The organism is Deltaproteobacteria bacterium GWC2_55_46 (assembly GCA_001595385.3).
GTDB lineage: Bacteria > Desulfobacterota > GWC2-55-46 > GWC2-55-46 > GWC2-55-46 > UBA5799.
Map to the genome: position 1 here is coordinate 2545650 of LVEI03000001.1, position 23511 is coordinate 2569160.

General features: G+C 53.4%; 19 protein-coding genes and 1 tRNA gene. 11 read left to right on the forward strand and 9 right to left on the reverse strand.

Annotated elements, in window-relative coordinates; genetic code table 11:
- The first annotated feature begins 56 nt into the window (after positions 1-56).
- A complete protein-coding gene (locus A2V21_312085) occupies positions 57-248 on the forward strand; it encodes a hypothetical protein (protein OIJ74940.1) in 192 nt (63 codons plus the stop codon).
- A gap of 95 nt (positions 249-343) precedes the next feature.
- Here the strand turns inward: A2V21_312085 and A2V21_312090 are convergent.
- From A2V21_312090 to A2V21_312100, 3 genes are all read right to left on the reverse strand, one after another.
- Positions 344-419 (reverse strand) — tRNA-Glu (locus A2V21_312090).
- A 67-nt stretch (positions 420-486) separates the two neighbouring features.
- Positions 487-1368: a hypothetical protein gene (locus A2V21_312095; protein ID OIJ74941.1), complete on the reverse strand. Its 882-nt coding sequence runs from the start codon at positions 1366-1368 to the stop codon at positions 487-489.
- Positions 1369-1418: 50 nt separating this feature from the next.
- Positions 1419-3506, reverse strand: a complete 2088-nt coding sequence (locus A2V21_312100) for a hypothetical protein (GenBank protein OIJ74942.1) — start codon at positions 3504-3506, stop codon at positions 1419-1421.
- 116 nt (positions 3507-3622) lie between these two features.
- Here A2V21_312100 and A2V21_312105 point away from each other — a divergent pair, with 116 nt between their 5' ends.
- The 4 genes from A2V21_312105 (at position 3623) to A2V21_312120 (ending at position 5821) form a co-directional block, all read left to right on the forward strand.
- Positions 3623-3811 carry a hypothetical protein gene (locus tag A2V21_312105; GenBank protein OIJ74943.1) on the forward strand — a complete coding sequence of 63 codons (189 nt, stop codon included), beginning with the start codon at positions 3623-3625 and terminating at the stop codon, positions 3809-3811.
- 356 nt (positions 3812-4167) lie between these two features.
- Positions 4168-5067, forward strand: coding sequence for a hypothetical protein (locus tag A2V21_312110; GenBank protein OIJ74944.1), 900 nt, complete (start codon positions 4168-4170; stop codon positions 5065-5067).
- Between the two features lie 115 nt (positions 5068-5182).
- Positions 5183-5479, forward strand: a complete 297-nt coding sequence (locus A2V21_312115; protein OIJ74945.1) for a hypothetical protein — start codon at positions 5183-5185, stop codon at positions 5477-5479.
- Between the two features lie 36 nt (positions 5480-5515).
- Complete coding sequence (locus A2V21_312120) at positions 5516-5821, forward strand: hypothetical protein (protein OIJ74946.1); 306 nt, start codon at positions 5516-5518, stop codon at positions 5819-5821.
- Here the strand turns inward: A2V21_312120 and A2V21_312125 are convergent.
- The 4 genes from A2V21_312125 to A2V21_312140 form a co-directional block, all read right to left on the reverse strand.
- Entirely contained in the window at positions 5818-6486 is a 669-nt protein-coding gene (locus A2V21_312125) for a hypothetical protein (protein OIJ74947.1), read from the reverse strand. The genes A2V21_312120 and A2V21_312125 overlap by 4 nt on opposite strands.
- Positions 6487-6894: 408 nt before the next feature.
- Complete coding sequence (locus A2V21_312130; protein OIJ74948.1) at positions 6895-7980, reverse strand: hypothetical protein; 1086 nt, start codon at positions 7978-7980, stop codon at positions 6895-6897.
- A 426-nt stretch (positions 7981-8406) separates the two neighbouring features.
- On the reverse strand, positions 8407-9756 hold the full coding sequence (locus A2V21_312135; GenBank protein ID OIJ74949.1) for a hypothetical protein: 1350 nt from the start codon (positions 9754-9756) through the stop codon (positions 8407-8409).
- Between the two features lie 335 nt (positions 9757-10091).
- Positions 10092-10970, reverse strand: a complete 879-nt coding sequence (locus A2V21_312140) for a hypothetical protein (GenBank protein ID OIJ75178.1) — start codon at positions 10968-10970, stop codon at positions 10092-10094.
- Between the two features lie 413 nt (positions 10971-11383).
- Between A2V21_312140 and A2V21_312145 the strand changes: the two genes are divergently transcribed.
- From A2V21_312145 to A2V21_312160, 4 genes are all read left to right on the forward strand, one after another.
- On the forward strand, positions 11384-12493 hold the full coding sequence (locus A2V21_312145) for a hypothetical protein (GenBank protein OIJ74950.1): 1110 nt from the start codon (positions 11384-11386) through the stop codon (positions 12491-12493).
- Positions 12494-12658: 165 nt separating this feature from the next.
- Positions 12659-14347 carry a hypothetical protein gene (locus tag A2V21_312150; GenBank protein OIJ74951.1) on the forward strand — a complete coding sequence of 563 codons (1689 nt, stop codon included), beginning with the start codon at positions 12659-12661 and terminating at the stop codon, positions 14345-14347.
- Between the two features lie 1267 nt (positions 14348-15614).
- On the forward strand, positions 15615-19586 hold the full coding sequence (locus tag A2V21_312155) for a hypothetical protein (protein ID OIJ74952.1): 3972 nt from the start codon (positions 15615-15617) through the stop codon (positions 19584-19586).
- Positions 19587-19737: 151 nt separating this feature from the next.
- Positions 19738-20127, forward strand: coding sequence for a hypothetical protein (locus A2V21_312160; GenBank protein OIJ74953.1), 390 nt, complete (start codon positions 19738-19740; stop codon positions 20125-20127).
- Between the two features lie 589 nt (positions 20128-20716).
- Here the strand turns inward: A2V21_312160 and A2V21_312165 are convergent.
- Together A2V21_312165 and A2V21_312170 are read right to left on the reverse strand one after the other, a co-directional pair.
- Positions 20717-20950, reverse strand: a complete 234-nt coding sequence (locus tag A2V21_312165; protein ID OIJ74954.1) for a redox-active disulfide protein 2 — start codon at positions 20948-20950, stop codon at positions 20717-20719.
- 9 nt (positions 20951-20959) lie between these two features.
- Positions 20960-22261 (reverse strand): permease, encoded by a 1302-nt coding sequence (locus A2V21_312170; GenBank protein OIJ74955.1) that lies wholly within the window; start codon positions 22259-22261, stop codon positions 20960-20962.
- 140 nt (positions 22262-22401) lie between these two features.
- Between A2V21_312170 and A2V21_312175 the strand changes: the two genes are divergently transcribed.
- Both A2V21_312175 and A2V21_312180 read left to right on the forward strand, forming a co-directional pair.
- Positions 22402-22755 carry a hypothetical protein gene (locus tag A2V21_312175; protein ID OIJ74956.1) on the forward strand — a complete coding sequence of 118 codons (354 nt, stop codon included), beginning with the start codon at positions 22402-22404 and terminating at the stop codon, positions 22753-22755.
- A 158-nt stretch (positions 22756-22913) separates the two neighbouring features.
- Positions 22914-23483 (forward strand): hypothetical protein, encoded by a 570-nt coding sequence (locus A2V21_312180; GenBank protein ID OIJ74957.1) that lies wholly within the window; start codon positions 22914-22916, stop codon positions 23481-23483.
- Positions 23484-23511: the final 28 nt, after the last annotated feature.

Sequence of the window (23511 nt, forward strand, 5' to 3'; positions counted from 1 at the left end):
TATCGCGGGGACAGTCCGGGGACACGGTTTTGGGGGTGTTTAAAAAGGTAAGTTATTTGATTCCGAAGAGAAAAATGGGGTGGACGAGGGGATTCGAACCTGGGGTCACGGAATTATTCCGGATATTGATAGCAGCCCTTGTTTTTATCGGTCCGGATAAGCTTCCGGAAATTGCGAGGATGCTCTGGAGAACTTTCGCGGAACTCAAGCGCATAACCGATGGAATAATCTTTCTGTCGAGTGCTTGAGGCATGCTGTGGCGGTGCTCGAACAAAAGCGGTTACAATTTGGTGACACTGGAAAAGAAAAAGGGGCTGCGCATAGCGAAACCCCTTGATTTAACTGGCGGTCCTACGGGGATTCGAACCCCGGTTTTAGCCTTGAGAGGGCCACGTCCTAGGCCTCTAGACGATAGGACCAAAGAAATAATATCACGAAACGATACAATATCGGATGTCCTGTTGTCAACCGGTTTTTAACCTATTTTTACTCTCCGGACACTTTTATCGCCTGTATGAAAAGCTCGGTCGAGGCCTTGAAGCGCTCTATGGCACGCTGCCTGTCCCCCGAACCAAGCGACCTTTGCGCCTCTTCCCTGGCCGAGAGCGCCGCGTCCATGAGCCCTCCGGTCTTCTGTTCGCCGGATTTTACCATGAGTGAGGCAAGGTATTCATAGGTGTCGTTCTTTTTAAGCTCATAGGTTATCAGCTCTTGCTGGTCGGCTGGTCTTTTCTTCGGGAACGTTATTATCTCGCCTTGCGAACGCTTATACTCCTTTATGGCCGAGGTGGCAAGCGCGTAGGCGGTGTTCATCTCGCTAATCGCTCCGTCAAGGTCGCCGCTGGCGGATTTTTTTACCGATGACGCGTAAAGCTTTCTGCCCTCGGCAAGCTTTTCTGCCTGGAGACCTTCAGCCCCTGCCATGAGCCTTTCGGCGGTCCTCATGAATATCTCCACCTCTGCCTTGGCCTTCCGGAGCCGCTCCTCTTTCCTCTCGATATCCTTTACGCCCCTGGCATCGGCCTCCTCCACAAGGACAAGCTCCCTTATCGTGAGGTCTTTGGAGAGCATGATGGCGTTGACGGCGGCCTCGACCGCGTCGGAGAGGCCTTGTGCCGCCGCATCGTATTCGCCTGCGTTGTAATCCTTTGCCCCTTGGTCGGCAGCCGCGTCAGCCAGCGCCATGAGCGACTCCGCCTGCTTTGACGACCCTTCAGCTACTATCTTCCTGGCGGCGTTCAGAAGCTCTATAGACCTTTTCATCTTGAGCTCGGTCTTCTTCTGAGCGCTGACTTCGCCGGGTTGCGCCTGTAACGTATGCTGGAAGGCGAAGAGCAGGGCCAATGAAATGATGATGATTTTAAGCATGGATACCTCCTTTTTTTTGCGATCCCGGAGGTGTACGTCAAAGGTGCCTGTCAGAAAACGTGTTTGAGCGTGCGCTTGCCCTCGAAGAGCCCCTTTTCTACACGGCCATCGGTAAAGACGAGGTAGCTGAAGTCCGTGAAATAACGGACCCTTCTTGCCGCTTCCATCATCGCGTCCCTGTCGCTGCCGCCTGTCATAAGGGCAAGGGTCTTGGAGGGGTCATGGGGGTTTTTAACCGCGAGTACCAGCGTGGAGCCTTCCGACGGGAAGGTTTTGCCTCCGATTTCAAAGGAGCTCCCGGTTATCCGCGCCTGCCTTGAGAAGTACTGGCCCGTAAGCCAATAGAGCCTGTTCTCTCCCGGCCCGCCCAGGATAAAGAGGGAGTGGTCCTTTAAATAATCTTTACGTCCTATTTCAGCGTCAGTCGTTATCTCCAGCTCGAAGTCCTTTGAGACGAGGTCCGCCGCCCGGAGGTACTTGTCATAGGGCTTGCTGCTGTTCGGAAGGACTATGACAGCCTCCTTGTCGCCAAGTAGGCCGGCGAGCGTCGGCGGTATCTCTTCGTCTGAGAGTACGCGGAAGATCCGGTAGTCCGGGTCGACTTCAATCGAAAGCGGGGCGGCTTCGAGGTCGACCGTGAACTCCTGTGCTTCATCTTTCATCCTGAACGTCTTCCAGGTCTCGCCGGAGGCGGTCTTTACAAGGACAGGAAGGTCGATTACATACGCTGGCGATGACTGCCTCAAGGCTAAGGTAACCGCATAACCCTTATCCGTCTTTTCAGACCTCGCCTTCTCAAGGGTGAGCCGTGGCCCGCCAACGCGGTCGAGCCACTGGACGAAAAACCACCCGAGGTCACGTCCAGTAGCGCCTTCAAAGGCCCTTCGTATATCCGCCCAGGACGCGCGCTTAAAGGTGTTCTCCGAGTAGAACCTCCTGAGGCCTTCCCCGAACTGCTCCTTTCCGATGGTCCTCTCGAGCATGTTGAAGACCATGACGCCTTTATTATAACCGACCGCCCTCGACGCGGTGCTTGTGGCGTCGGTAAAATCCTTGAGGGCTATCTCACCGCCGTCCTTGGTGAAGTTCTTGTAGCCCCGGAGCTTGGCCGCCATGAATTCTCTTGCCTTCACAGGCCCTTTCTCGGCATCGAACCTGTAGTCGGCGATGAATGTGGTAAGGGCCTCGGCCCAGTTGCCGAGTGATGAGTCTATGAATACGGAGTTGCCAAGCCAGTTGTGCGCTATCTCATGGCCTAGCGAGATATCCGGTATGAACGGGAGCCTTATTACCGAAGAGCCCAGGAGCGTGAAAGACGGCATGCCGTAGCCAGTCGGCATGAAGTTCTCGACCACGGCGAACTTTTTAAAGGGGTACGGGCCTATGATCGACTGGAAGGCGTCCAGGTGCCCCTTTGATTTCTCGATATACGTCCTTGACAGTGGCTCATCTTTTTGAAAGAAGAAGGTGTAGATGTCTATGCCCTTGTAGCTCTCTTTTTCTACGAAGTACCTGCCTGCTATGAGGTCGACCCCGTCAACGGGCCTCCATTCCTTCCATGTCTCCACTACGATAGAGCCTTTTGTCACGCTTGAGGCGAGATCACCTTCCATTACTGAAGAATATCCGGCTGGCAGGGTCACCTCGGCCTCGAAGATCACGAGAGAGCCTTCTTCCTGAGGGAACCAGGTCGCGGAAGAGGGGAGATAGACCCCTTCCTCACCGATGACGCCGTCGTTCACATAGGCCACGCCACGCTTGAAGCCCTCCGCCGCCTCACGCGGCGTCTGGAACTTCCCGCGAAAGCCAATGGAAAGCCTTTTCCCGGCCCTGGGCATCTTGATGGTGATCTCGTTGAGGCCGTTATCGATCTTTTTTACCTCTGTTTTGAGTCCTACGCCGTCCGCTTCGGCCCGGAGTGTTTCTGAGCCGGACCGGAGCAGCAGCCTGACCTCAGAGGCGTCCCTGCCGAGGGTTATATTGTCGGTTCCTTCGATAGTCCCGGAGGCGATATCTACCGATACCTTTATAGAATGGCGGGACGCTTCATCGGCAAGGCCTTCGCCCTGTACATCCGCCGACGATAAGAGCGCGAAAAGCGCGGCAAGCAGTACATTAAAGATGATATGCCTTTTCATGTTGTGATAAGGATACCACATCCGGAAAACAAGGTCTATGGCTCGGCATGGTATGTACTTTTTCTCTGATATACTAAAATAAGAGCCGCAAACAAAAAAACTCAAGGAGAGGGAAAATGGCAAGGAAGATGAACTTGAATGAGTTCGTTTCCTTCGAAGAAGGACTTTCCAGCCAGAAAGCGGCTCTTGAGGAGCAGGTGGGAGGCGCAGAAGGTCCGTCCCCGATACCGCAAGGCGTCTATTATGTGGTGAGCGATGCAAGAGTACTTCTCTTAAGCGTAAAGTCCTGTAGCCTTTCGCAATAGCCATGCTCCGCCCGGAGTCTCTCCGGGCGGAGCCTCCAGCCTTTCAAAAACCCCGTTACGCGCCTTGTAATATAACAACTGAAACCAATCGGTGTTAAAGCGTTTTACATGGCGCGCCGCAAGCTTAAAATAACTCGCGGGCAGGAAGCCGGCGGCTTTTTATGTGTTAAAATCAATTATCAAAGTTGATCGTGTCAGCAAGTCCGCTGCATGTCTTCCGGCCGAAAGCGCAGTCCCTCTTCCGTACCGATTCCGTAAAAAAGAATTTACCCGCTATGAAGCCGTAGATCTTTTTGTGGAGCGACTTTCTTTTTTGTATTCCGTGCTCACTAAACCATTATGAAAGGAGCAATGGGATGAAAAGGTTTATCGCTTTTACAATCGTGGTGTCAGCGGTCTTTATCTCTTTTGAAGCGAGTGCTGTCGTGAACACGTACGAGGTGGGTGACGCCGCCGGGGGGATCGCCACAACGAGGCATAACCTCGGGTCGACCGGCAGGTACACGAGGACGGGGAGCACGACGGAGATTTGCGTATTCTGCCATACGCCCCATCACACGAACACAGAAAACGACATCAGGCCTTTGTGGAACAGGGCCTCGCCCAACCTCGCGGCCTATACGGCATACGGCACGACCCTTGCCGGCACCACTATAGCCACAAGCGACATCGGCTCCACGACCCTTGCCTGCCTGAGCTGCCATGACGGGGTATCGACCTTCGACAACCTTGCAAACGCGCCGGGCAAGAACGGTGTTACCCTGAACGGTACGTCGGACATGGGCTGGACATTTTTCGACGCCATAGGGGTCACTCAGGACTTCATGACAGCCCAGCGCCTTAATATAGGTGCTGACCTCTCAAACGACCACCCGGTCTCGGTCCCTTACAGGGAGCTTGTAGCCGGGCTCAGGCCGATTGAAAGCGTCATAGCTGCCATAGACCTTACCACCGATATCGGGGTGAGCGCTCTTTCATTCGACCAGGGCAACCTCCAGCGGAACCTGTGGGCGGTCAAGGGCTACATATCCGACACCGCGAGCATCCAGGACCTGCTGCGCGAGCACAACGGCGTATTCAGGGTCGAGTGCTCTTCGTGCCACGACCCGCACTTCAATAATAAGTCGTGGAACGAGATCGACAATACCTATTCTACGGTAGTAGCCGAGCAGGAGCTTGAATCTAACGGACTGTTCATTAGAAGGGTCGGCGGCAACTCCGGCTCCGGCCTTTGCAGGACCTGTCATAACAAGTAAGAGGAGGCGCTTTTACGGTCGGTTTCTTTTTTCCCTGGCAAAAATCTGATTATTGTCATTGATGTAACTGCCGCGGGATGGTTAGATCCAGGGAAAAATACCGGGGAGGGGCTTGATGGAGCTGATAGACCTGTTCGAGAGGACCGAGTTTGCCGCTGAGTTCGTGCCGCGCATACTGAGGGTAAGGCCTGAGTACAAGGTGCCCCTTATCTGCATGGAGCCGGGCCAGGAGATAAAGCCGCACCAGAGCGGGGCTGGCGTATTCTATTTCGTGAGCGGCAGCGGTATTATGACCGTCGAGGGGAAGGAAAATGAAGTCAGGGCAGGGAAGATGGTATTCGTCGAAAAAGGCGAGTCCCGCGGCATAAGGGCTGTTGAAAAGCTGGTTGCCTTTGCCGTGCATATGGGTTAAATAACAGGCCGCTCAAAAAGGCCAATCCGCGCCGTTTTGACCTTTTTAGGCAGCCTGGTTTTTGTGGCTCTCAGTAACCAGTTAATCCGAGGGGGTTGGCGATGTCGCCAACCCCCCATTTTTTATAAGGAAGCTCTGAGCAGTGGCGGCGGTATTGATTTTTCGCTTTCTTATAATACGGGAAGGGTATTCACATATATGGCGCTCGAAACGCAAGGGAGGGGTAGGCCCTTTTCAGCTACAATCACTTTTGCGGTAAAGGAGGTGGCTGAAAAGGGCCTACATTTTCTGGCTTTCTCGGAGTTGCCAGTGCGGAGAGTCTTAAAAGTCCCCCGGCCTTAGAAGTTTATACCCAGGTAAAGGGACGCAGTCGAATAGCTGTTCTTTATGTCCGGTTCGCCGCTGGCGATAGTGTAGCGGTAATCTACGCCAACGCTCATCAGGTTGTTTATGACGTACTCCACCCCGGCTCCAACGTGATAGCCGATGTCCAGATAGGTGGTGTCGTCAGACGGCGGTGAGTTGACCATGAACGCGAGGCCCGCCGGTATTATCCAGGGCCTTACCTTGCCGCCGGCGATGTTGTCGAACCTGTACTTGGGGGCGACTACCACGATAAGCTCGGAGACGGTGACCTCTTTGGTATTGTGCGTGCCGACACCGTCGAGCTCAAGGAGCGTCGTGGTGGTCTGCGTCACCACGTTCTTCGAGTAGCTGGCGTAGTCGAGCATGACCTCGCCGAGGAGGGTGCCAGGTCCGAGGTTTTTCACCATCGCCAGGTCGAGCCCGGCGCTCACGTTCCACCCGCTGGTGTCGTCATTTTCACCCTCTCCGAAGACGTTGAGGGTATCGGTGAATATCTGGCCGCCTCTGTCGTTAGCGAAATTTGACTTACCGTACCTGAAGAAGACCTGATTGTCGCCTGCGTTTCCAATACTTGCCAGTGGACCTGTTATGAATAGGATAGCGAAAAACAGTACAAAGAACGAAAACGGTTTTTTCAGCATTACGACCTCCAACAGGGATGTGGTTGCAATACGATTCCCGGATAGCCGCCACCCGGACGACGCACCGGGGCCTCAGCTCTTGCCTCCTTTCTTTTGTTTTGCTTGTGCCTTATTAAGACTGCAATAGGGGTGCCAGATAGTATTATCTTGTAAATACAAGAGGTTATGTCAAAGGCCGGTTTGTGGGGGGATGCGGCAGGATTGTAACAGGCAGGGCAGGGACGCTCTGTCTGGTCTATTGTTTTGCTGTTAAAAATCGAAGGTGTGAGCAAAGATGACGCATGAGGCATCTTTGTCTCATGATGAGGGGTGCAATAAGGGTTGGAGAGCCCAGGCGTGGTTTGAACGTTGTTTGTGAAGGCTTTTTTTCGAAGGATGGGACGCGGACCGGCTTTTTTCAGAAGCCTGTCAGTTCTTTTGCGCTGCTTTCGCCACCGCGGACCTGTAATCGATAGGGAGCTGGATGAGCACCCTGGTCCCCTTGCCGGGCTTGCTTTTTATCACTATCTCACCCTTCAGGTCCATCAAGATCCCGTAGCTTACCGAAAGGCCCAGTCCGGTACCCTTGCCTATGGGCTTGGTGGTGAAGAATGGCTCGAATATCCTTTTCAGGTTCGCTTCCGTGATGCCAGGGCCGTTGTCGCTTATGGAGACGCAGGCGAAGTTGTCCTGCACATAGGTGGCCACCTCTACCTGCCCATTCTCATCGACCGCCTCGACAGCGTTCTTGATGAGGTTCAAAAGGACCTGGCGGAACCTGTACGGGTCTGTCATGAGCGTCGGCAGGCCTGCGGAGAGGGCCCTGGTGATCGTCACCGACTGCCTCGCGCCCTTTATTATGAACTCGACTGTTTTTGATACGAGCGTGTTCAGGTCGGTCTCCATCAGGCAGATCATGCCTTTTTGGGAGAAATCGAGCAGGTCCTGGTTTATCATCCTGCACCTGGCTATCTCCCCGTTCATATCCGCCAGATATTCATGTATAGCCTCACGCTGTTCTCTTTTTCCGTGCAATTCCGACAGAGAGCGTTCGATCTCCTTTGAGATGAGAGATATGGTGCCAAGCGGTGTATTAAGCTCATGGGCAACACCTGCCGCCAGCTGCCCGATGGCCGCCATCTTCTCCAGCTGCGCCATCAGGTCGTCCTCCTGGACGACGACAGGCCTTTTGGTCACATCCATCACCATCTCGACGACATCGGATGGCGACCCGGTCGAGCCCGGCAATGGTATCGCCGTCACTTCGTACTTCTTCTGCCCTTCAGAGGTGAGGGTGGAGAACTCGTAGCGCACAACCGTGCCGTTCTCTATCGCCCTGGCCGTAGGGCAGATGTTGCAGAAGCCGCTGCCAAAGACCTGGGTCCTGTAGCACTGGCGCCTTTCGCCAGCCTTGTTTGCTGCGAACCATTCCCTGGCCTTGTGGTTCATCCAGCGGACCCGGTGCTCTGAATCGATCATGAAGAACGCTATGGGTAGATTATCCGGAAAGTCCATTCTCTCTCGTCCCATGTTATTTTAGATAATTAAGACCTTTTTGGTCTGAAATATATTTCAAAAAAAAGGCCTGCTGCCCTCATTCTCTTTTTATTTATCTGATAATAATACTACGGTCAGAAGCAGAGTACAAGGAGAAAACCGCCATCAGGTAGGTGTAGCGCGGCCTGCCTGTTGACCGCTTTTAATGGTGGTTGGAAGAATTTGGTGATCGGTGGACTAAGCCCACCCTTGTATTGCTGAAATGGGATTACTTTTCAAGTCTCGCAATATGGCAATCCGTCCTTGGATTGCCTGGCAGGCTGTTTTTCAACACCCTGCTAAAGATATAACAAAGGGGTTGCGGATTTCTCCGTAACCCCTTTGTTATATTCCAGCAACTGCGCTAGCCGCCTCAAACAGGCTGCCCATGTGAGGACTGCGGGCTCAGTTTACGGTAAGGCCTTTGGGGCTTGAAGGGACCGGGTTTGAGGATGTGCCTCCGAATTCATAGGCTCCCCTGTCCCAGTTACCATCCTGTCCCCTCGATACATTATCCATGTCGAAGTTATAGGGGGCGGAAAGAGTGGCGCCGCCCGCAGTAGCTGTAGAGAGCTTGTAGTTTTTCCCTGAGTAGTTTACGAACGGGTTGGAGGAGGAGACCTGCGCATTGGACTCGCTATGGCTGTTACTGTTAAACCAGTTATAATTATGGCTCCCGTTTATGATCCGCGGATTGGCGTTGTACCAGATATTGTTCTGAACAACTACATCCGAAAGATGAGAGATGATCGGGAAGATCGAAGCGGCGTCCGAGGGGTTAGAGTCGGTGATGTTGACGAAGGTGTTATTGAAGATACGGACGGTTTTGACATACATCCATGAATGGTTCCAACCCCCTATTACCCCGTCGTTGGCAGTGTTACCCCAGTTCTTGGTCCACTCAAAGATGTTGCCGTAAATGTAGATATTGCTCGAAGTGCTTGCGGCGGCTGAAGATACAACACCGCCGAATATGAGCCCGCCGGTGCTTTTCCAGTCGAGGATATAGTTATAGCGGACCGTGACGTTACTGACCTGTCTGGAGGAGAATAGCTCGGAGTGATTGGACGAGCTCCAGTTGACGCCGTTACGCTCTATCCTGTTATATTCAAAGGTAATGTTAGACCAGTTGATAGGATAGAAGATGGTCCTCGCGGAATCGTGGAGCCAGCAATACTGGACGAGAAGGTCGCTGCCGCCGGATATTGCGTAGATTAGGTCGCCTGTGGCCGTGAGTCCTGAGACCTGGCCGGTTGTGCCGAGATTGTTGAAGTATATCTCCGCGTGGCGTATCCTTATGCCCGTAACGTTGTTTATGGTTATCACTTTCCCGAGGCCTGATGCCGCGGTAGCGATCTTGAACCCATGCCCCGAGGTAAAGGAGCCAGGCCCGCCTCCAACCTTGCCGTCTATATCGTAGTACCCTTTACTGAAGACAAGAGAGCCGAATGTGGCGGTCCCGGCATAGGCCGAGCTCCATCCGGTGTCGGTGCCGTGATCCGCAGCGGTCGCTTTTTTTATGTAGATATAGGTAGAACCGGACTGGGCATCATTGAATGTACGGCCGCCATAAGACCCCGCGGCTATGTAATAGGTGTCGCCACGCACGAGAGTGGCGGGTAACTGCCCGTAGGCATTGGACCAGCTGGACCCGTTTCCAGATGCGCCGGACCTTACATACTGGACAGCCGCATCGGCAAGTCCAGGTATGGCCCCCAAAAGCATTAGCGCCAGTACGATAAAGCCTTTCTTCATGTCAACCTCCTTACAGGTGCTGAAACTGTAATGAGAGGATATATCAGGTAATCTCCAAAAAATGTGACCTAAATCACCATGTTACATCGCATACTTAGGATTGGGTCAATGAATGTGATTTAGCCTTCCTTCTTATGGTCTCCCGGTTAGGCCCTGTCAATCTGACGAGCATGAAACCCCTGGATGCGGCGCTGCCCTTGATCGTGAGATTCCCCGGCGTCAAAATGAATAAGAGGCGCACCAGCGCCTGTCAATGCCTGAGACAAGGTTTTCTTGAAGAGGGGTCGAACAGTTGTTTCTTCGGATACCATGGACTAAAGCCAGGGTAATCTTTCTCAGATGCCGTTATTCGTATTTTCCCGGAAGATTTTAGGTAATAAGACGCGGGGCCGGAGTCTTGATAACTGCTCTGCCGCGGTATATTGAGCAAAAGTACCGCTTACCGGCTTATCGAAACGCTTGATAGAGGCCCAGAGATACCCGAAGAGCGTGAGGAGACTTCCGACTATAAAAGGACGTTCGATCAGCCTGTAGAAAGTCGAGGCGAGCTGAAAAAGAGGATGGTAACCAAGCTGATAGTGCATTATGCCGCTCTTGAAGCGCGCCTTTAGTAACCCTGCGCTCCCTGATACGCGCCTGTGGTGATGTATTCCCAGCGCGTGAAAAGCCTTTACTTCCCAGCCTTTCATCCGCGCCATTGTCTCAGCGACTGAGTCTTCGCCGCCGAACCTTATGGGGACGAACCCGCCGATATCTTCGAAGCATTCCCTTCGGAAAAGCTGAACAGCCCCGGCAATGCTGTTAAGCCCCGATATCTGCTTCCTGAACTTCTTGCCCACCAGTTCAAGTATGACGCCGCCCGCTATCCCAAGCTTTTTCTCAATCTTAAATCTCTTGATTACACGCTCATAATAATCCGGCGCAAAGGATACGTCTGCGTCCAGGTTGCCGACATATCCGTAATCCCTGACAGAGAGGGCCATGTATCCAGCTTTGAAGGCTATGACCTTTGAGGCGAAATCGCGCCCTTGTCCAGGCGGCAGCTTGACAAGTTTTATGAAATGGTATTCGGCAGCGTACCTTTCGACTATCTTATCCGTATTGTCGGACGAACGGTCGCTCACGATTATCCACTCTGCCGGAAGAAGCGTCTGAGAGATCACGGACCCTATGCACTTCTCTATATAGGATTCCTCGTTGTGGGCGGGTGTTATGAGGACGTACTTTTGTGTCGGTACGTATTCAGGACAAAGGCTCTCATCGGCAGGCGCGGCTTCTTGTTTTTCAACCGCCCGCCCTTTGGACATGAAAAGCTTATCTGAGATACGGTCGGCCACTATCCTGTTAATCTCCTGATTGTATGGACATATCCAAGATAAGTATACCAGACTTTTTCCTGACCACCAGGCAGGTCTCACAGCGGTTCTGGCTATGTTTTTATTGCTCGTGTCAGGCCATTTGCAAGACAGGTATTATAATAACAGAAGAGGTTCGGGGAGAAAGGCCGCGTGAGATGCTTCACTGTTGGTGGGTTTTACATGGCCCATATCTTACATTGAGAGCTTCTTCTATAAACCCCGCCGCGTTTATTAGAGATCAATCAAATGTTCATGGAAGATAGAAAAGCATGGCGCCTGAAAATATTATAAGAAGGGTCCCCATAACCGCCTGGTTTTCCATTTTGATCGCAGGGTATCTGACTTTTGGTCTATGGCCTTTTTCCGTAAGGGTCGATAATGGCGCTCTCCTTTCTGGCCACGGCCTGGAGCTAAGAGGCAAGGCAAGCGCCGGTTCATGCGCAAACGCGGGAGACTTTCCATTTAAAGACGGATTTACCATGGCAATGTCCCTTCTCCCCTATGACGAGCCTGCTGGAAAACTGGCTGATATTATCTCTTTCCATGACCGCGAAGGCCGCTGGCTGCTCCGGCTCATACAGTGGAAACAGGCCATTATTGTAAAAGTGAGGGACGGCTCACGTATCCTGGAATACGGCATCCCAGGCGCTTTATCCGCGGGTAATGAGGCTATGCTTGCTGTTACATCGCTCCGCTCAAGCGTTAATATTTACATTAATGGAAGGGAACGGGGCTCGCTTGACCGGTCATCTCTTCTTTCCGCCGGACCGGAATGCTTTTCAATCGGTAATTCCCCGGAAGGACGGAATCCGTGGGAGGGAAGACTTTCCTTTCTTGCCTTCTTCAGCGGCAACGCCGTGGAACGGGGTATGGATGAGGCGTGGATGACGGCCGGCCCAGGAGGGCCGGATACTATCGCGGCCTACCCATTTAACGAAAGTTCAGGACACATTGCGATGAACATGTCCTCGGACTCGATGCATATTGTGATCCCGTCATTTTTCAGGGCATTTAAAAGGGAGCTGTTGTCATCAGGTTTTAATGAAATAGAACAAGAGCGCTTCGACATCGCTGACGTGGTCGTAAACCTGCTCGGTTTTATGCCTTTCGGCTTTTTTGTTTTGGCGGTTTTGTCGGACAGGATGCCGTTTTTTTGGCGATTTTTCAGCGCGGTTGCGGCCGGCGGTATATTAAGTTTCTCGATAGAGTCGATCCAGCTCTGGCTTCCCGATCGGCATTCATCCCTTTCAGACCTCGTCTTGAACACAGCCGGGACAACAGCGGGTGTTCTGGTCTTTATGATCTATTCGCGAGCCAAATCGTTTATCAGCAATTCATCCGCTCATGAGAATGTTCAAGGGAAGCAGGCCGGCCCTTAATGAATTAAGCGTAAAGTTTTTTTTAATGGGGCCCGATATAGACATATGCGGATATGGTAATGGCGGGCTGTCAATTAAAGATATTTGAAAACTCATATTTCCAGTCTGCCGCGCCCTTTTGTCCATACCGTACAAAATCTTAACTCGGCAAGGAGGATTCTCAGGATGTTCAAGAACATGACTGTCACCGCGCGTATGGGTCTGCTGGTCGGCTTAACAGCGCTATTCGCGGTCTTGATAGTGCTCGTAGGCTACTTCAGCGCCGTGCGCCTCACTTCGATGCTGAGCGACATGGGTTCCAGCGGCGTGCTTGCGACGCGCTATCTGTCAAAGACCCAGGACGCCATGTGGCAGCTCCGCTACGGGATATCGCAGTACATAGCGGTCCCCGATCCTGCTTCGAGAAGGAAGATAATCGAGGACGGGCCGAAGTACTATGCGATAATAGACGAGAACCTCGATCTTTATTCCAGGGGCAAGCTCACTGACGATGCCAGGGCCGTCCTGAGCGAGATGACGGCGGCATATAACCAATATAAAGAGGCGCGTCCGAGGTGGTTCGATCTCATGGAGGCCGGCAAGGCCGAAGAGGCCGCCGAGTTCCGATCGAAGACCATATTCATCTCCGGCGGGCAATCCGTAAGCGCCCTTGCGAAGCTCATAGACCTGCAGACGAAACGGAGCGACGCCATAACGAGCATCTCGGCCTCCGAGGCAAGAAAGGCGAAACTGCAGATAGCCGCAGCCGGCATATTCCTTATCATATCCTCCCTCCTTATCGGCCTGTGGATCTCGCGCACGCTCCTTAAAAAGCTCGGCGGAGAGCCGGACTACGCCATGGAGGTCGCGCACAGGGTTGCGGACGGGGACCTTACGATGAACGTAGCCGTTAGGGATGACGACAGATCGAGCCTGCTCTATGGCATGAAGAACATGGTCGAGAGGCTCAAATCCATCATTGAGGAGGTAAGGGCCGCTGCGGACTCGGTTGCCTCGGCCAGCATCGAGTTGACCGCGAACTCCGAGCAGATGGCACACGGCATGGCGGAACAGGCCATGAAGACCTCACAGGTCTCGACCGCCTCCGACCAGATGACCGCGACCGTCATCGAGGTGGCCAGGAACATCTCGGACGCGACCGAAAAGGTGAAGGACGCCAACGTGACCGCCAAAAAAAGCGAGGAGAGGGTCACCAGGACCATAGAGGGGCTGAACGACATCACGGCAAGCGTCATGCAGACCTCCGAGGTCGTCGCCAAGCTCGGTCAAAGCTCCGGCGAGATAGGCAACATAGTGGAGGTCATCAACGACATAGCCGACCAGACGAACCTCCTGGCCCTGAACGCCGCGATAGAGGCGGCGAGGGCCGGCGACCAGGGCAGGGGTTTTGCTGTAGTCGCTGATGAGGTAAGAAAGCTCGCGGAAAAGACGGTGAGGGCGACCAAGGAGATAGGCTCGATGATAGCTGCGATACAGCGAGACACGGAGAGGGCTGTCGAGTCCATGGAATCCGGCAAGCAGGCCGTCACGGCCGGCAAGGAGCTCGCCAGGGAGGCCGGGGAGTCGCTTTCCGCGATACTCGCGAACGTGAACGGACTGACGGATATGATGCAGCAGATAACCGCAGCGTCGGAAGAGCAGACAGCGGTAGTGGACCATATAAACCGCGACATCGAAGGCGTGGCGATTACGACCAATGACGCGGCGTCAGCCTCAAAGCACGTGACCGACGCCGCCGGCGACCTGTCGCAACTTGCCAACCGCCTGCAGGGCATTGTCTCGGAGTTCAGGGTGCAGCAGCGGGCTTCTGGCAAAGGCTTGTCGCGCGAGGACGCAGGTAGATCGGCGGCCTGAGGTCATTTCAATGGCTTTGGGGCCGTTACAGCCTGAACCGCCGGTCAGGCAAGATAGGCAGGCGTCCAAAAAAGAATGCACAGTCTGCTCATAGGGGCGTTGAGGCTTGTCAGAATGATGAATGGGAGGGCCTTGGTGGTAGAAATGCCACAAGCGCCGCCATGAAGGTGATAAACGACGCGAGGGCGGTCACGGAGCCTGGACCAACAGGCTCACGGCGGCCCTCACTAACCTCCAGGTCACATACCTTAATTTCCAGGCAGCCGAATCAAGGATAAGGGACGCTGTTTTCTTATTCGAGACCGCCCAGTACACCAGGAACCAGGTAATGGTACAGGCAGGCACGTCGGTGCTTGCACAGGCGAATTCGCTGCCGAAGAATGTTTTGTCGCTATTGAGTTGATTAGGAATAATTAGGATTGGCTCTGAGTGGCCAATCAGCGCGGGTGGGCTGTGCCCACCAAATCCGGCTGAAATAAAAAGGGGGTTGGCTAAATAGCCAACCCCCTTGTCTATTGTAAAATTGGCTGGGGGCTATGATTCAATAGTTATTTATATCCAATTATTTTTCGAATCCGGTCGATTTAGTTGAACAAAATAGATATGTATTTCGAGTTCATATTCATACTCTTAAACTGAGCTTGTTTACTTCGAGAGGTGCGATACAAGGGCAGAGGCAAAGAGGGCTATTTTCGAGTACGTCGAGCCGCTATACAACCGCATCAGGCGGCGCTCGTCGCCTGGATACCGCTCGCCTCACGTGTTCGAACAGGCAAATGTAGACTGAACCACTACCGCCTTTCAGGCGGCAGGTTCTTTAGTTTGTCGGCTGAAAGCCCGACTGAAATCTCCCCCTTTTCTAAAGGGGGACTAAGGGGGATTATAAACAATTCAAAGATAATCTCCCCTGACCCCTCTTTAGGAAAGAGGGGTCAGGAATATCCATAGACGCACTGGAAGTCTTCGCCTGTAAGGCGAGGGATTTCAGGTCCCATTGTGAGACATTAACCGTGTGTCCGGGGAAGACCGCCCCCAAACCTTGTCGGAATAGTTTACGAATTGCCGAATCATGTTACACCTTCCTGCATGAATGAGGGCCCCTTATTAGAGCAAAGTACTTGTTAATACAATAAGTTATGTAAATGGAGCGAAACTTGCTTCTTTCTCTATAGAAGGGCTTTTTTTTCGCCTGCCGGGCCAATTCGATCGGCAGGCATTCAGATGGGAGGAATATATAGTGAAAAGGAAACTGGCATATCTATTATTGATGGGGGCGGTCCTCTCAGGCGCGCCGGCCAAAGAGGCCGTGGCGGCAGACAAATACTGGGTCTGCGGTTCGAGCTGGTGGGACTTTTCGAACTGCTGGTCATCGACCCCGGGCGGACCCGGCGGGGCCGGGCAGCCTGCGCCAGGGGATGATGCCTACCTGACCCAGAACACGGCATCTGACAAAACCGTTTATTATTACAATACCCTGTACCCGAACCCGGGAGACACGCTTGGCTACCTGACCATAGACTCCACCGGCGCTGGGATGATGACCCTTTCGCAGATTTATAACTTCAACCTGTCTTCTTCCGTCGAATTAGTCGGAGATTCAGGCAGAGGCACCCATACTCAAAGCACAGGGACGAATACAACACCATATCTTTATCTCGGCTACGGTAACGTCTCCAACGGCGCCTATAACCTAAGCGGCTCAGGGGCGTTGTCAGCCGGTTATGAGTATATCGGCTTCTACGGCACAGGCACATTCAACCAGACCGGCGGAACGAATACAGTGGGCGCGTCAACCATTGTCGGATCTGAAAACTACGGCTCCGGCACATACACGCACTCCGGGGGCACACACCTGACCGGGAACCTTGTTCTCGGATCCAACCCAGACTCCAACGGCGTCTATAACCTAAGCGGCACCGGGAGCCTCTCAGCCACTAATGAGTACATCGGCAACTCCGGCACCGGCGCGTTCAACCAGACCGGCGGCACGAATACTGTGGGCACGGCAACCATTGTCGGCTCTAGCGGCTCCGGCACATACACGCACTCAGGGGGCACCCACCAGACCGGAAACCTTTATCTCGGTTATTATTCCGGCTCCAACGGCGTCTATAACCTAAGCGGCACCGGGGCACTGTCAGCCACTAATGAGTACATCGGCAACTCCGGCACCGGCGCGTTCAACCAGACCGGCGGAACGAATACGGCATCTTCGGCAACCGTTGTCGGAAAAGAAAGCTCAGGCTCCGGCACATACACACACTCAGGGGGCACACACCAGACCGGGAGCCTTTATCTCGGTTATTCGTCCGGCTCCAACGGCGCCTATAACCTAAGCGGTACCGGGGCGCTGTCATCCGGTGGTGAGTTTATCGGCTACAACGGCACAGGCGCGTTCAACCAGACCGGCGGCTCGAATACGGTAGCATCGTCAAGCATTGTCGGACGTTACAGCTCCGGCACATACACACACTCAGGGGGCACACACCAGACCGGCACCCTTTATCTCGGTTATTCGTCCGGCTCCAACGGCGTCTATAACTTAAGCGGTACAGGTACTCTCACGGCCACATCCGAGTACATCGGCTACAGCGGCACCGGCGCGGTCAACCAGACCGGCGGCACGAATACGGCAGCATTGTCAACCTATGTCGGATATAACGGCTCCGGCACATACACGCACTCAGGGGGCACACACCAGACCGGGAACCTTGCACTCGGCTACCAGAACGGCTCCAACGGCGTCTATAACCTAAGCGGCACGGGGGCGCTGTCAGCCGGTTATGAGTATATCGGCTACAACGGCACCGGCGCGTTCAACCAGACCGGCGGCTCGAATACGGTAGCATCGGTAAGCATTGTCGGGTATTACAGCTCAGGCACATACACGCACTCAGGGGGCACACACCAGACCGGGATCCTGACGCTCGGAGGATCATCCGGCGCCAACGGCGCCTATAACTTAAGCGGCGCAGGGAGCCTCTCAGCCACTAATGAGTACATCGGAAACTCCGGCACAGGCGCGTTCAACCAGACCGGCGGTTCAAATACGGTCGCATCGGCAACCATTGTCGGATATAGCAGCTCCAGCACATACACGCACTCAGGGGGCACACACCAGACCGGAAACCTTATACTCGGCTACCAGAACGGCTCCAACAGCGCCTATAACCTAAGCGGTACCGGGGCGCTGTCAGCTAATAATGAGTACATCGGCCGCTACGGCACAGGCGCATTCAACCAGACCGGCGGAACGAATACGGCAGCAGTAACAACCTATGTCGGATATTACAGCACCAGCTCCGGCACATACACGCACTCAGGGGGCACGCACCAGACCGGCACCCTTTATCTCGGTAATTCGTCCGGCTCCAACGGCACCTATAACTTAAGCGGCACAGGAAACCTCTCAGCCGTTGAGGAGTACATCGGCTACAGCGGCACCGGCGCGTTCAACCAGACCGGCGGCACGAACAACGGCGCGGTAATCATCGGCGCTCTCGGCGCCTATGACCTCTCCGGCGGCGCCTACAACGGCAACATGGAGAATAACGGCTCCTTCACCTACTCCGGCGGCGCGTTCAACGGAAACTTCACCAACAACGGGGCGGCCAGCATAGGCTCATCCCTTACCGTAAGCGGCGCCGTGGTCAACAACACGGAGATAATCCTCTCAACCGGCATATCTTTGACCGGCAGCACGATAGAGAATAACGGCTCGATGAGCTTCGCGGGAGGCTCGATAAACGGCGGCCTTACAAACAACGTCTACCTGTCAGGCTATGGCACAATAGGGGGGACGGGCGGCTTCATCAATAACGGCCTTTTTGCCCAGTCGGGCGGCATGACGACCATCTCGAACACGGGGGCAAACGCCAACTACGGCAACATGGACCTTCTCGCGAGCAACCAGTTCAAGATAAACGGCACGACCCTCGATAACATGGGCACCATAAACATGAACGGCGCACTATTGAGCGGCACGGGCACGCTCACCAACGCCGCCGGCGGGGTCCTCTCCGGCAGGGGCACGGTCTCGACCTACTTTTCAAATGACGGCATAGTGGAGCTTGCGAGCGGCACACTCAACTTCACAAAGACGTTCACGAACAGCGGCCTTATAAACCTCGCCGGGACCTCCGCCAACGTCGCGGGCGGGGCCATAACGAATACCGGCACTATCGACGGCAGGGGCAACATAGGGAACGCTATAAACAACACCGGGGTCATAGAGGCCACCGGTGGCACCCTTTCATTGAGCGGGGCCGTCACCAACGCCGCGGGCGGCACCATAGCGGCCACCTCAGGCAACAAGGTCCTCGCGATGAACGGACTGGCCGCCAATAACGGTCTCATAAGCCTCGCGGGCGGCACCTTTGACACGAATAACAAGACCATGACCAACGACGGCCAGATTACGGGCTATGGCACTTTGAGGACCGGCGGCCTTACAAACAACGGCGACATGACCCTGACGGGAGGCGCCGCCACCGTAAACGGCCCGGTCACGAATGCCGCTTCGGGCAAGATAGAGGCGGCCCACAGCCCCGCAGTCTTCACGGGCGACGTGACCAACTGGGGGCTCTTCAAGACCACCAACGCCACCGTCACCTTCGCCGGGAGCTATACCGAGAACGGCACATACATAAGCGACCCGTCCGACAACTACTTCAACGACCTTATCATAGGCTCAGGCGGCTACCTCGTAGGCGGGGCAGGCGACAACTTCTTCGTCGGCAACGACTTCTTGAACGGCAGCGCCCAGAACGCCAGCTGGGACACTGCCCTGGCCTATCTCGAATTTATTAACGGGGCAGACCTCCTCCACGACTTCACACTCGCGGGCGCGGACCTGGGGGCCATCATGGGCGGCTATGCGGACAACTTCGCCTGGGGCACGATGAACCTTGCCGCAGGCAACCTCCTGGCCCTCGCCGACGGCAACTCAACCAACGGCGGCGCCCTCTACTTAACCGAGATACTCGGCCTCGACATAACTGGCGCTGACGTAAACAATGTTACCGGCAACGGCTTCAACATCTACTATATGGCGAATGTCTCAGGCAACTCGTACCTGAACGGCTCCACGTACTCGCTGCTCGGAGGGGGCTGGCTCACGCCCGTATTCGAGCCTGCCTCGGCCCCTGTGCCGGAGCCTTCCACCTTCGTCCTCATCGCGGGCGGCGGCCTGGGCCTTCTCGCCCTGAGGCGGCGCATGAACAGAAGAAAAACCGCCTGATATCCGCCTGATTCAGGTGAAAATCGGCTGTTTCGCCAAGGGCAGACCATCAGGGCCTGCCCTTAGGCTTTTGCGCTTCGGATTTTTCAAGGTTGAATTTCCGAGACGGATGTCGTAAAAGGAATTTAAAATACCCGGAGGTTACCGAGAGATGAAACTCAGGTCAGTTAAAGCGCTGTTAATAGCCGCTTTGCCAGTAATAGCCCTTTCAGGGTGCGATAATAAGGGGACGGCCAAGGACGGACTCGAATTCAAGACGGAATATCAGGCCGTGCTGATGGATAACGGGCAGGCGTACTTCGGGAAGCTCAACCGGTCAGGCGGCGAATTCATTCAATTGAACGATGTCTTCTACATCCAGAACAGGGTTGACCAGGAGACAAAGGCGGTCTCAAGCATACTCGTAAAGAGGGGGCAGGAGTGGCATGCCCCGGACACCATGTTCATAAACAGGAAGCATGTGGTGATAATAGAGCCTGTGACCGAGAACTCTAAAGTGACCCAGCTTATAAAGGAAGCCAAGATAAAAGAGGAAAAGTAGGGGCTTTGCCATCAAGGCATAGCCGTATTACCCAGGCATCCCACCAGGATAATTTTTTTTGCAGGTTAGCAGCTTTAAAATCCACTGGCTCTAATATACAAGGGTGGGCTCTGTCAAAGCCTGCCTGTACAGCCATGTTACAAATACTTCTAACCATCCGTTAAATGGATCAAGGGGTTACAGTAAATACTGTAACCCCTTGATTTGTTATCAAAAAATTGGCTGCCTGATCTGGACTATTTAGAAAAAAATGTGGCTCCGTATATAGGTGAAATATTTAGACTTTTTCCTGATATGGATATTTATATGAGAGCTTGATTCAGGGAATTGTGCGATTTTGAGTATTTTGCAATTTTCAGCCTTCAGAATCACATATCGCTTTGATTTTCTTGTATATTCCAGGTTGGAAGGGCGGCTGTTTTTTCTTTTTAGGAGTTTACTTTAGAACTCATGTCTTAAAATGATGCTAAGTGATTGATTTGCAAGTCTATATAATCCTTTTTTGCTAAATGCTTTAGAACCTGTTTTAAGCCTATCCGGGAGTATACATAAAATGCCGCGAAAAAATTGCAATTTCCAGGTTTGCTTTTTACATTAACAGCAGTTTTACTTCTTGCGGAGTGAGCACCTTCCCTGCCGCTTTGACAACACCGTCGATTGCGAGCGCCGGGGTCATCATCACGCCGAACGAGATGATCCTGTTGACATCGGTTATCTTCTCGATCTCGTAATCGATGCCAAGCTCTTTTGCGGCAAGCTCCGCAGACTCGGTCAGCTTCTTGCACTTAGGGCATCCTGTGCCGAGTATCTGTATTTTTTTCATCATTTCCTCCTATTCGAAAAAAGCCCCGTAAAACATGCCTGTGACTGTAGCCATGGCCACGGTCAGCAGAACAAAAACAATTGTCTTTTTTGTCCCGAGTATGCTCCTGATGACAAGCATGCTCGGCAGGCTTAGGGAAGGACCCGCAAGCAGCAGCGCCAGCGCGGGGCCCTTGCCCATGCCGGCCCCGATGAGCCCCTGAAGTATTGGTATTTCGGTCAGGGTGGCGAAATACATGAACGCGCCCAGGAACGAGGCTATGAAGTTTGCCGAGAGCGAATTACCCCCTACGGCCCAGCTTACCCAACTGGAGGGTATCAGGCCCTCATGGCCCGGCCTGCCGAGAAGCGCCCCTGAAATTAACACTCCGAGCAGCAGCAGCGGCAATATCTGCTTGGCAAAGCCCCATGTGGCGCTGAACCATTCTCCCAGTTCGTTTTTCTGCGTGCTGATGATGGCGGACAAGCCTAAAAGTCCTGTCACAAAGACAGTCGTCGGGCTTCCATAAAAAAGAGGCGTAAGCACTACGGCCGGCGCCGCCATGAGGAGCATCCTTGCGGGCGTGAGGCCGAACCAGGCCACGAGCGATAACGCGAGCCCGACCGACAGGGCTCCGGTTATAAGCCACTTAGCCGAATAGACATCGTACCAGAAGCCCGAGGAAGCATCAGCCTTTCCCCAATTAGCGAATACCAGTATTCCTATCATGAGGCCGAAGTAAACGGCATTCTGCCATAACGGCCTTGTTGCTTCCGGCTCAGGCATCAGCGCCTGGGCGTCTGCCTTCCCGGCCTCCTCTTTTCTGAATATGAAGTGCATCAGCAGGCCTATAATAACGCTGAAGAGTATCGCTCCGATCGCTCGTGCCAGGCCCATTTCAAAGCCGAGCACCCTCGCGGTAAGGATAATCGCAAGCACATTTATAGCTGGCCCGGAATAAAGGAAGGCTGTGGCTGGCCCGAGCCCAGCTCCCATCCTGTAAATACCCGCGAAAAGGGGCAGGACGGTGCATGAGCATACGGCAAGTATGGTGCCTGAAATGGAGGCGACCCCGTACGAGAGCACCTTGTTAGCCCTGGCTCCGAAATACTTCATCACCGAGGCCTGGCTTACGAACACCGCTATCGCCCCGGCAATGAAAAAGGCCGGTACGAGGCACAGCAACACATGCTCCTGGGCGTACCACTTGGCCAGGTGAAAGGCCTCAAGGACCGAGTTGTCAAACCTTGACGACCCGACCGGCAGGAAGTAAAAAGCCGCGAACACTGCGACGATGGCCGCCAGGTATTTCCATTCGTTTTTCCAGTCCATGAGTACTCCTTGTTTCCCGTTAGGGCCGTTCAAGACCGGGATATCGGGATGTTGAACGTCTGACTTATAGGATTATTATAATTCGTTATTTAGCGAAATGTCAATTGACAATTCGATATAAATCGAAGTATCATATTGATATGAAATCGACCATGTCTCTTTTAAAAGCTGTAGCCGATGACAAGAGGGTTCGTATTCTGTTTGCCCTTTGTCCAAATGAACTCTGTGTTTGCCAGATCACGGCTGTTTTGGGGCTGGCCCCCTCGACCGTTTCAAGGCACCTTTCGATTTTGCACGAGGCCGGGCTGGTAACCATGAGAAAACGCGGTAAATGGGTCTATTACAGTCTTTCAGGCCGTGACGCTCCGAAAAACGTCCGTGAGCTGCTTAAATGGGTCAAGGCCTCCGCCAAGGATTCCGAAGAGGTCCGTCGAGACGTGAAAAAGCTGAAGAAAATAATTTCGGTCCCCCCGGAGGAATTATGTCAGATTTGAAAAATACGAAGCTCCTGTTCTCTTAGGGGTCGATAACCGTTAGCTAGGAGATTCCTTTTAGTTTTTTTTAGGATATCTCGCGCGTTGCCGCAAGGTTGTTCATTTAATTCGGTCGCTTCAGAACGGAACAAAAACAGAGATCATGCGTAATAATATCGATGACATTCGAGCACGACCATATCCTTATAAGGAGATTCAAGGAAGGCGACAAGTTCTCCTTTGAAGAACTCGTCCGTAAATATCACGGCAGGATATATAACCTCTGCAGATATATGCTCAATAATTCAAAGGATGCGGAAGACGCCACCCAGGATTCCTTTCTCAAGTCTTTCCGGAACTTTGAAAAATTCGACCCTGCCTTCCCGTTTTCGACCTGGCTTTACCGTATAGCCGTAAATACCTGCATCGATTACAGAAGAAAGCCTTTTTTTCTGTCATTCCTGAAAAAATCCAAAGAGGGCGAGGAATCGGAATACGACCATCCCTCGGCCCTTCCTTCCCCTGAGAAATCATATGAATCAAAAGAACTCGGTCTTCAGATAGATGCCGGGCTCAGGTCGCTATCACCCAAACTGCGCGCCGCGATAGTCTTGAAGGAGGTCGAAGGGTTATCTTATGAAGAGATAGCCGGGGTCCTGGATGTTTCCATAGGGACCGTTAAATCCCGTATCTCCAGGGCCAGAGAGGAACTGAAAAAAAATCTGGCAGGCTTCAGGGAACAAAAATAGGTCCCCATCGTATTGCATACAGGAGGTT

Excerpts from the sequence above, each read along its gene's own strand:
- A2V21_312095 (OIJ74941.1), bottom strand. The coding sequence starts at position 1,368 with ATGCTTAAAATCATCATCATTTCATTGGCCCTGCTCTTCGCCTTCCAG.
- A2V21_312100 (OIJ74942.1), bottom strand. The coding sequence starts at position 3,506 with ATGAAAAGGCATATCATCTTTAATGTACTGCTTGCCGCGCTTTTCGCG.
- A2V21_312105 (OIJ74943.1), top strand. The coding sequence starts at position 3,623 with ATGGCAAGGAAGATGAACTTGAATGAGTTCGTTTCCTTCGAAGAAGGA.
- A2V21_312110 (OIJ74944.1), top strand. The coding sequence starts at position 4,168 with ATGAAAAGGTTTATCGCTTTTACAATCGTGGTGTCAGCGGTCTTTATC.
- A2V21_312115 (OIJ74945.1), top strand. The coding sequence starts at position 5,183 with ATGGAGCTGATAGACCTGTTCGAGAGGACCGAGTTTGCCGCTGAGTTC.
- A2V21_312125 (OIJ74947.1), bottom strand. The coding sequence starts at position 6,486 with ATGCTGAAAAAACCGTTTTCGTTCTTTGTACTGTTTTTCGCTATCCTA.
- A2V21_312130 (OIJ74948.1), bottom strand. The coding sequence starts at position 7,980 with ATGGACTTTCCGGATAATCTACCCATAGCGTTCTTCATGATCGATTCA.
- A2V21_312135 (OIJ74949.1), bottom strand. The coding sequence starts at position 9,756 with ATGAAGAAAGGCTTTATCGTACTGGCGCTAATGCTTTTGGGGGCCATA.
- A2V21_312145 (OIJ74950.1), top strand. The coding sequence starts at position 11,384 with ATGGCGCCTGAAAATATTATAAGAAGGGTCCCCATAACCGCCTGGTTT.
- A2V21_312150 (OIJ74951.1), top strand. The coding sequence starts at position 12,659 with ATGTTCAAGAACATGACTGTCACCGCGCGTATGGGTCTGCTGGTCGGC.
- A2V21_312155 (OIJ74952.1), top strand. The coding sequence starts at position 15,615 with ATGGGGGCGGTCCTCTCAGGCGCGCCGGCCAAAGAGGCCGTGGCGGCA.
- A2V21_312160 (OIJ74953.1), top strand. The coding sequence starts at position 19,738 with ATGAAACTCAGGTCAGTTAAAGCGCTGTTAATAGCCGCTTTGCCAGTA.
- A2V21_312165 (OIJ74954.1), bottom strand. The coding sequence starts at position 20,950 with ATGAAAAAAATACAGATACTCGGCACAGGATGCCCTAAGTGCAAGAAG.
- A2V21_312170 (OIJ74955.1), bottom strand. The coding sequence starts at position 22,261 with ATGGACTGGAAAAACGAATGGAAATACCTGGCGGCCATCGTCGCAGTG.
- A2V21_312175 (OIJ74956.1), top strand. The coding sequence starts at position 22,402 with ATGAAATCGACCATGTCTCTTTTAAAAGCTGTAGCCGATGACAAGAGG.
- A2V21_312180 (OIJ74957.1), top strand. The coding sequence starts at position 22,914 with ATGACATTCGAGCACGACCATATCCTTATAAGGAGATTCAAGGAAGGC.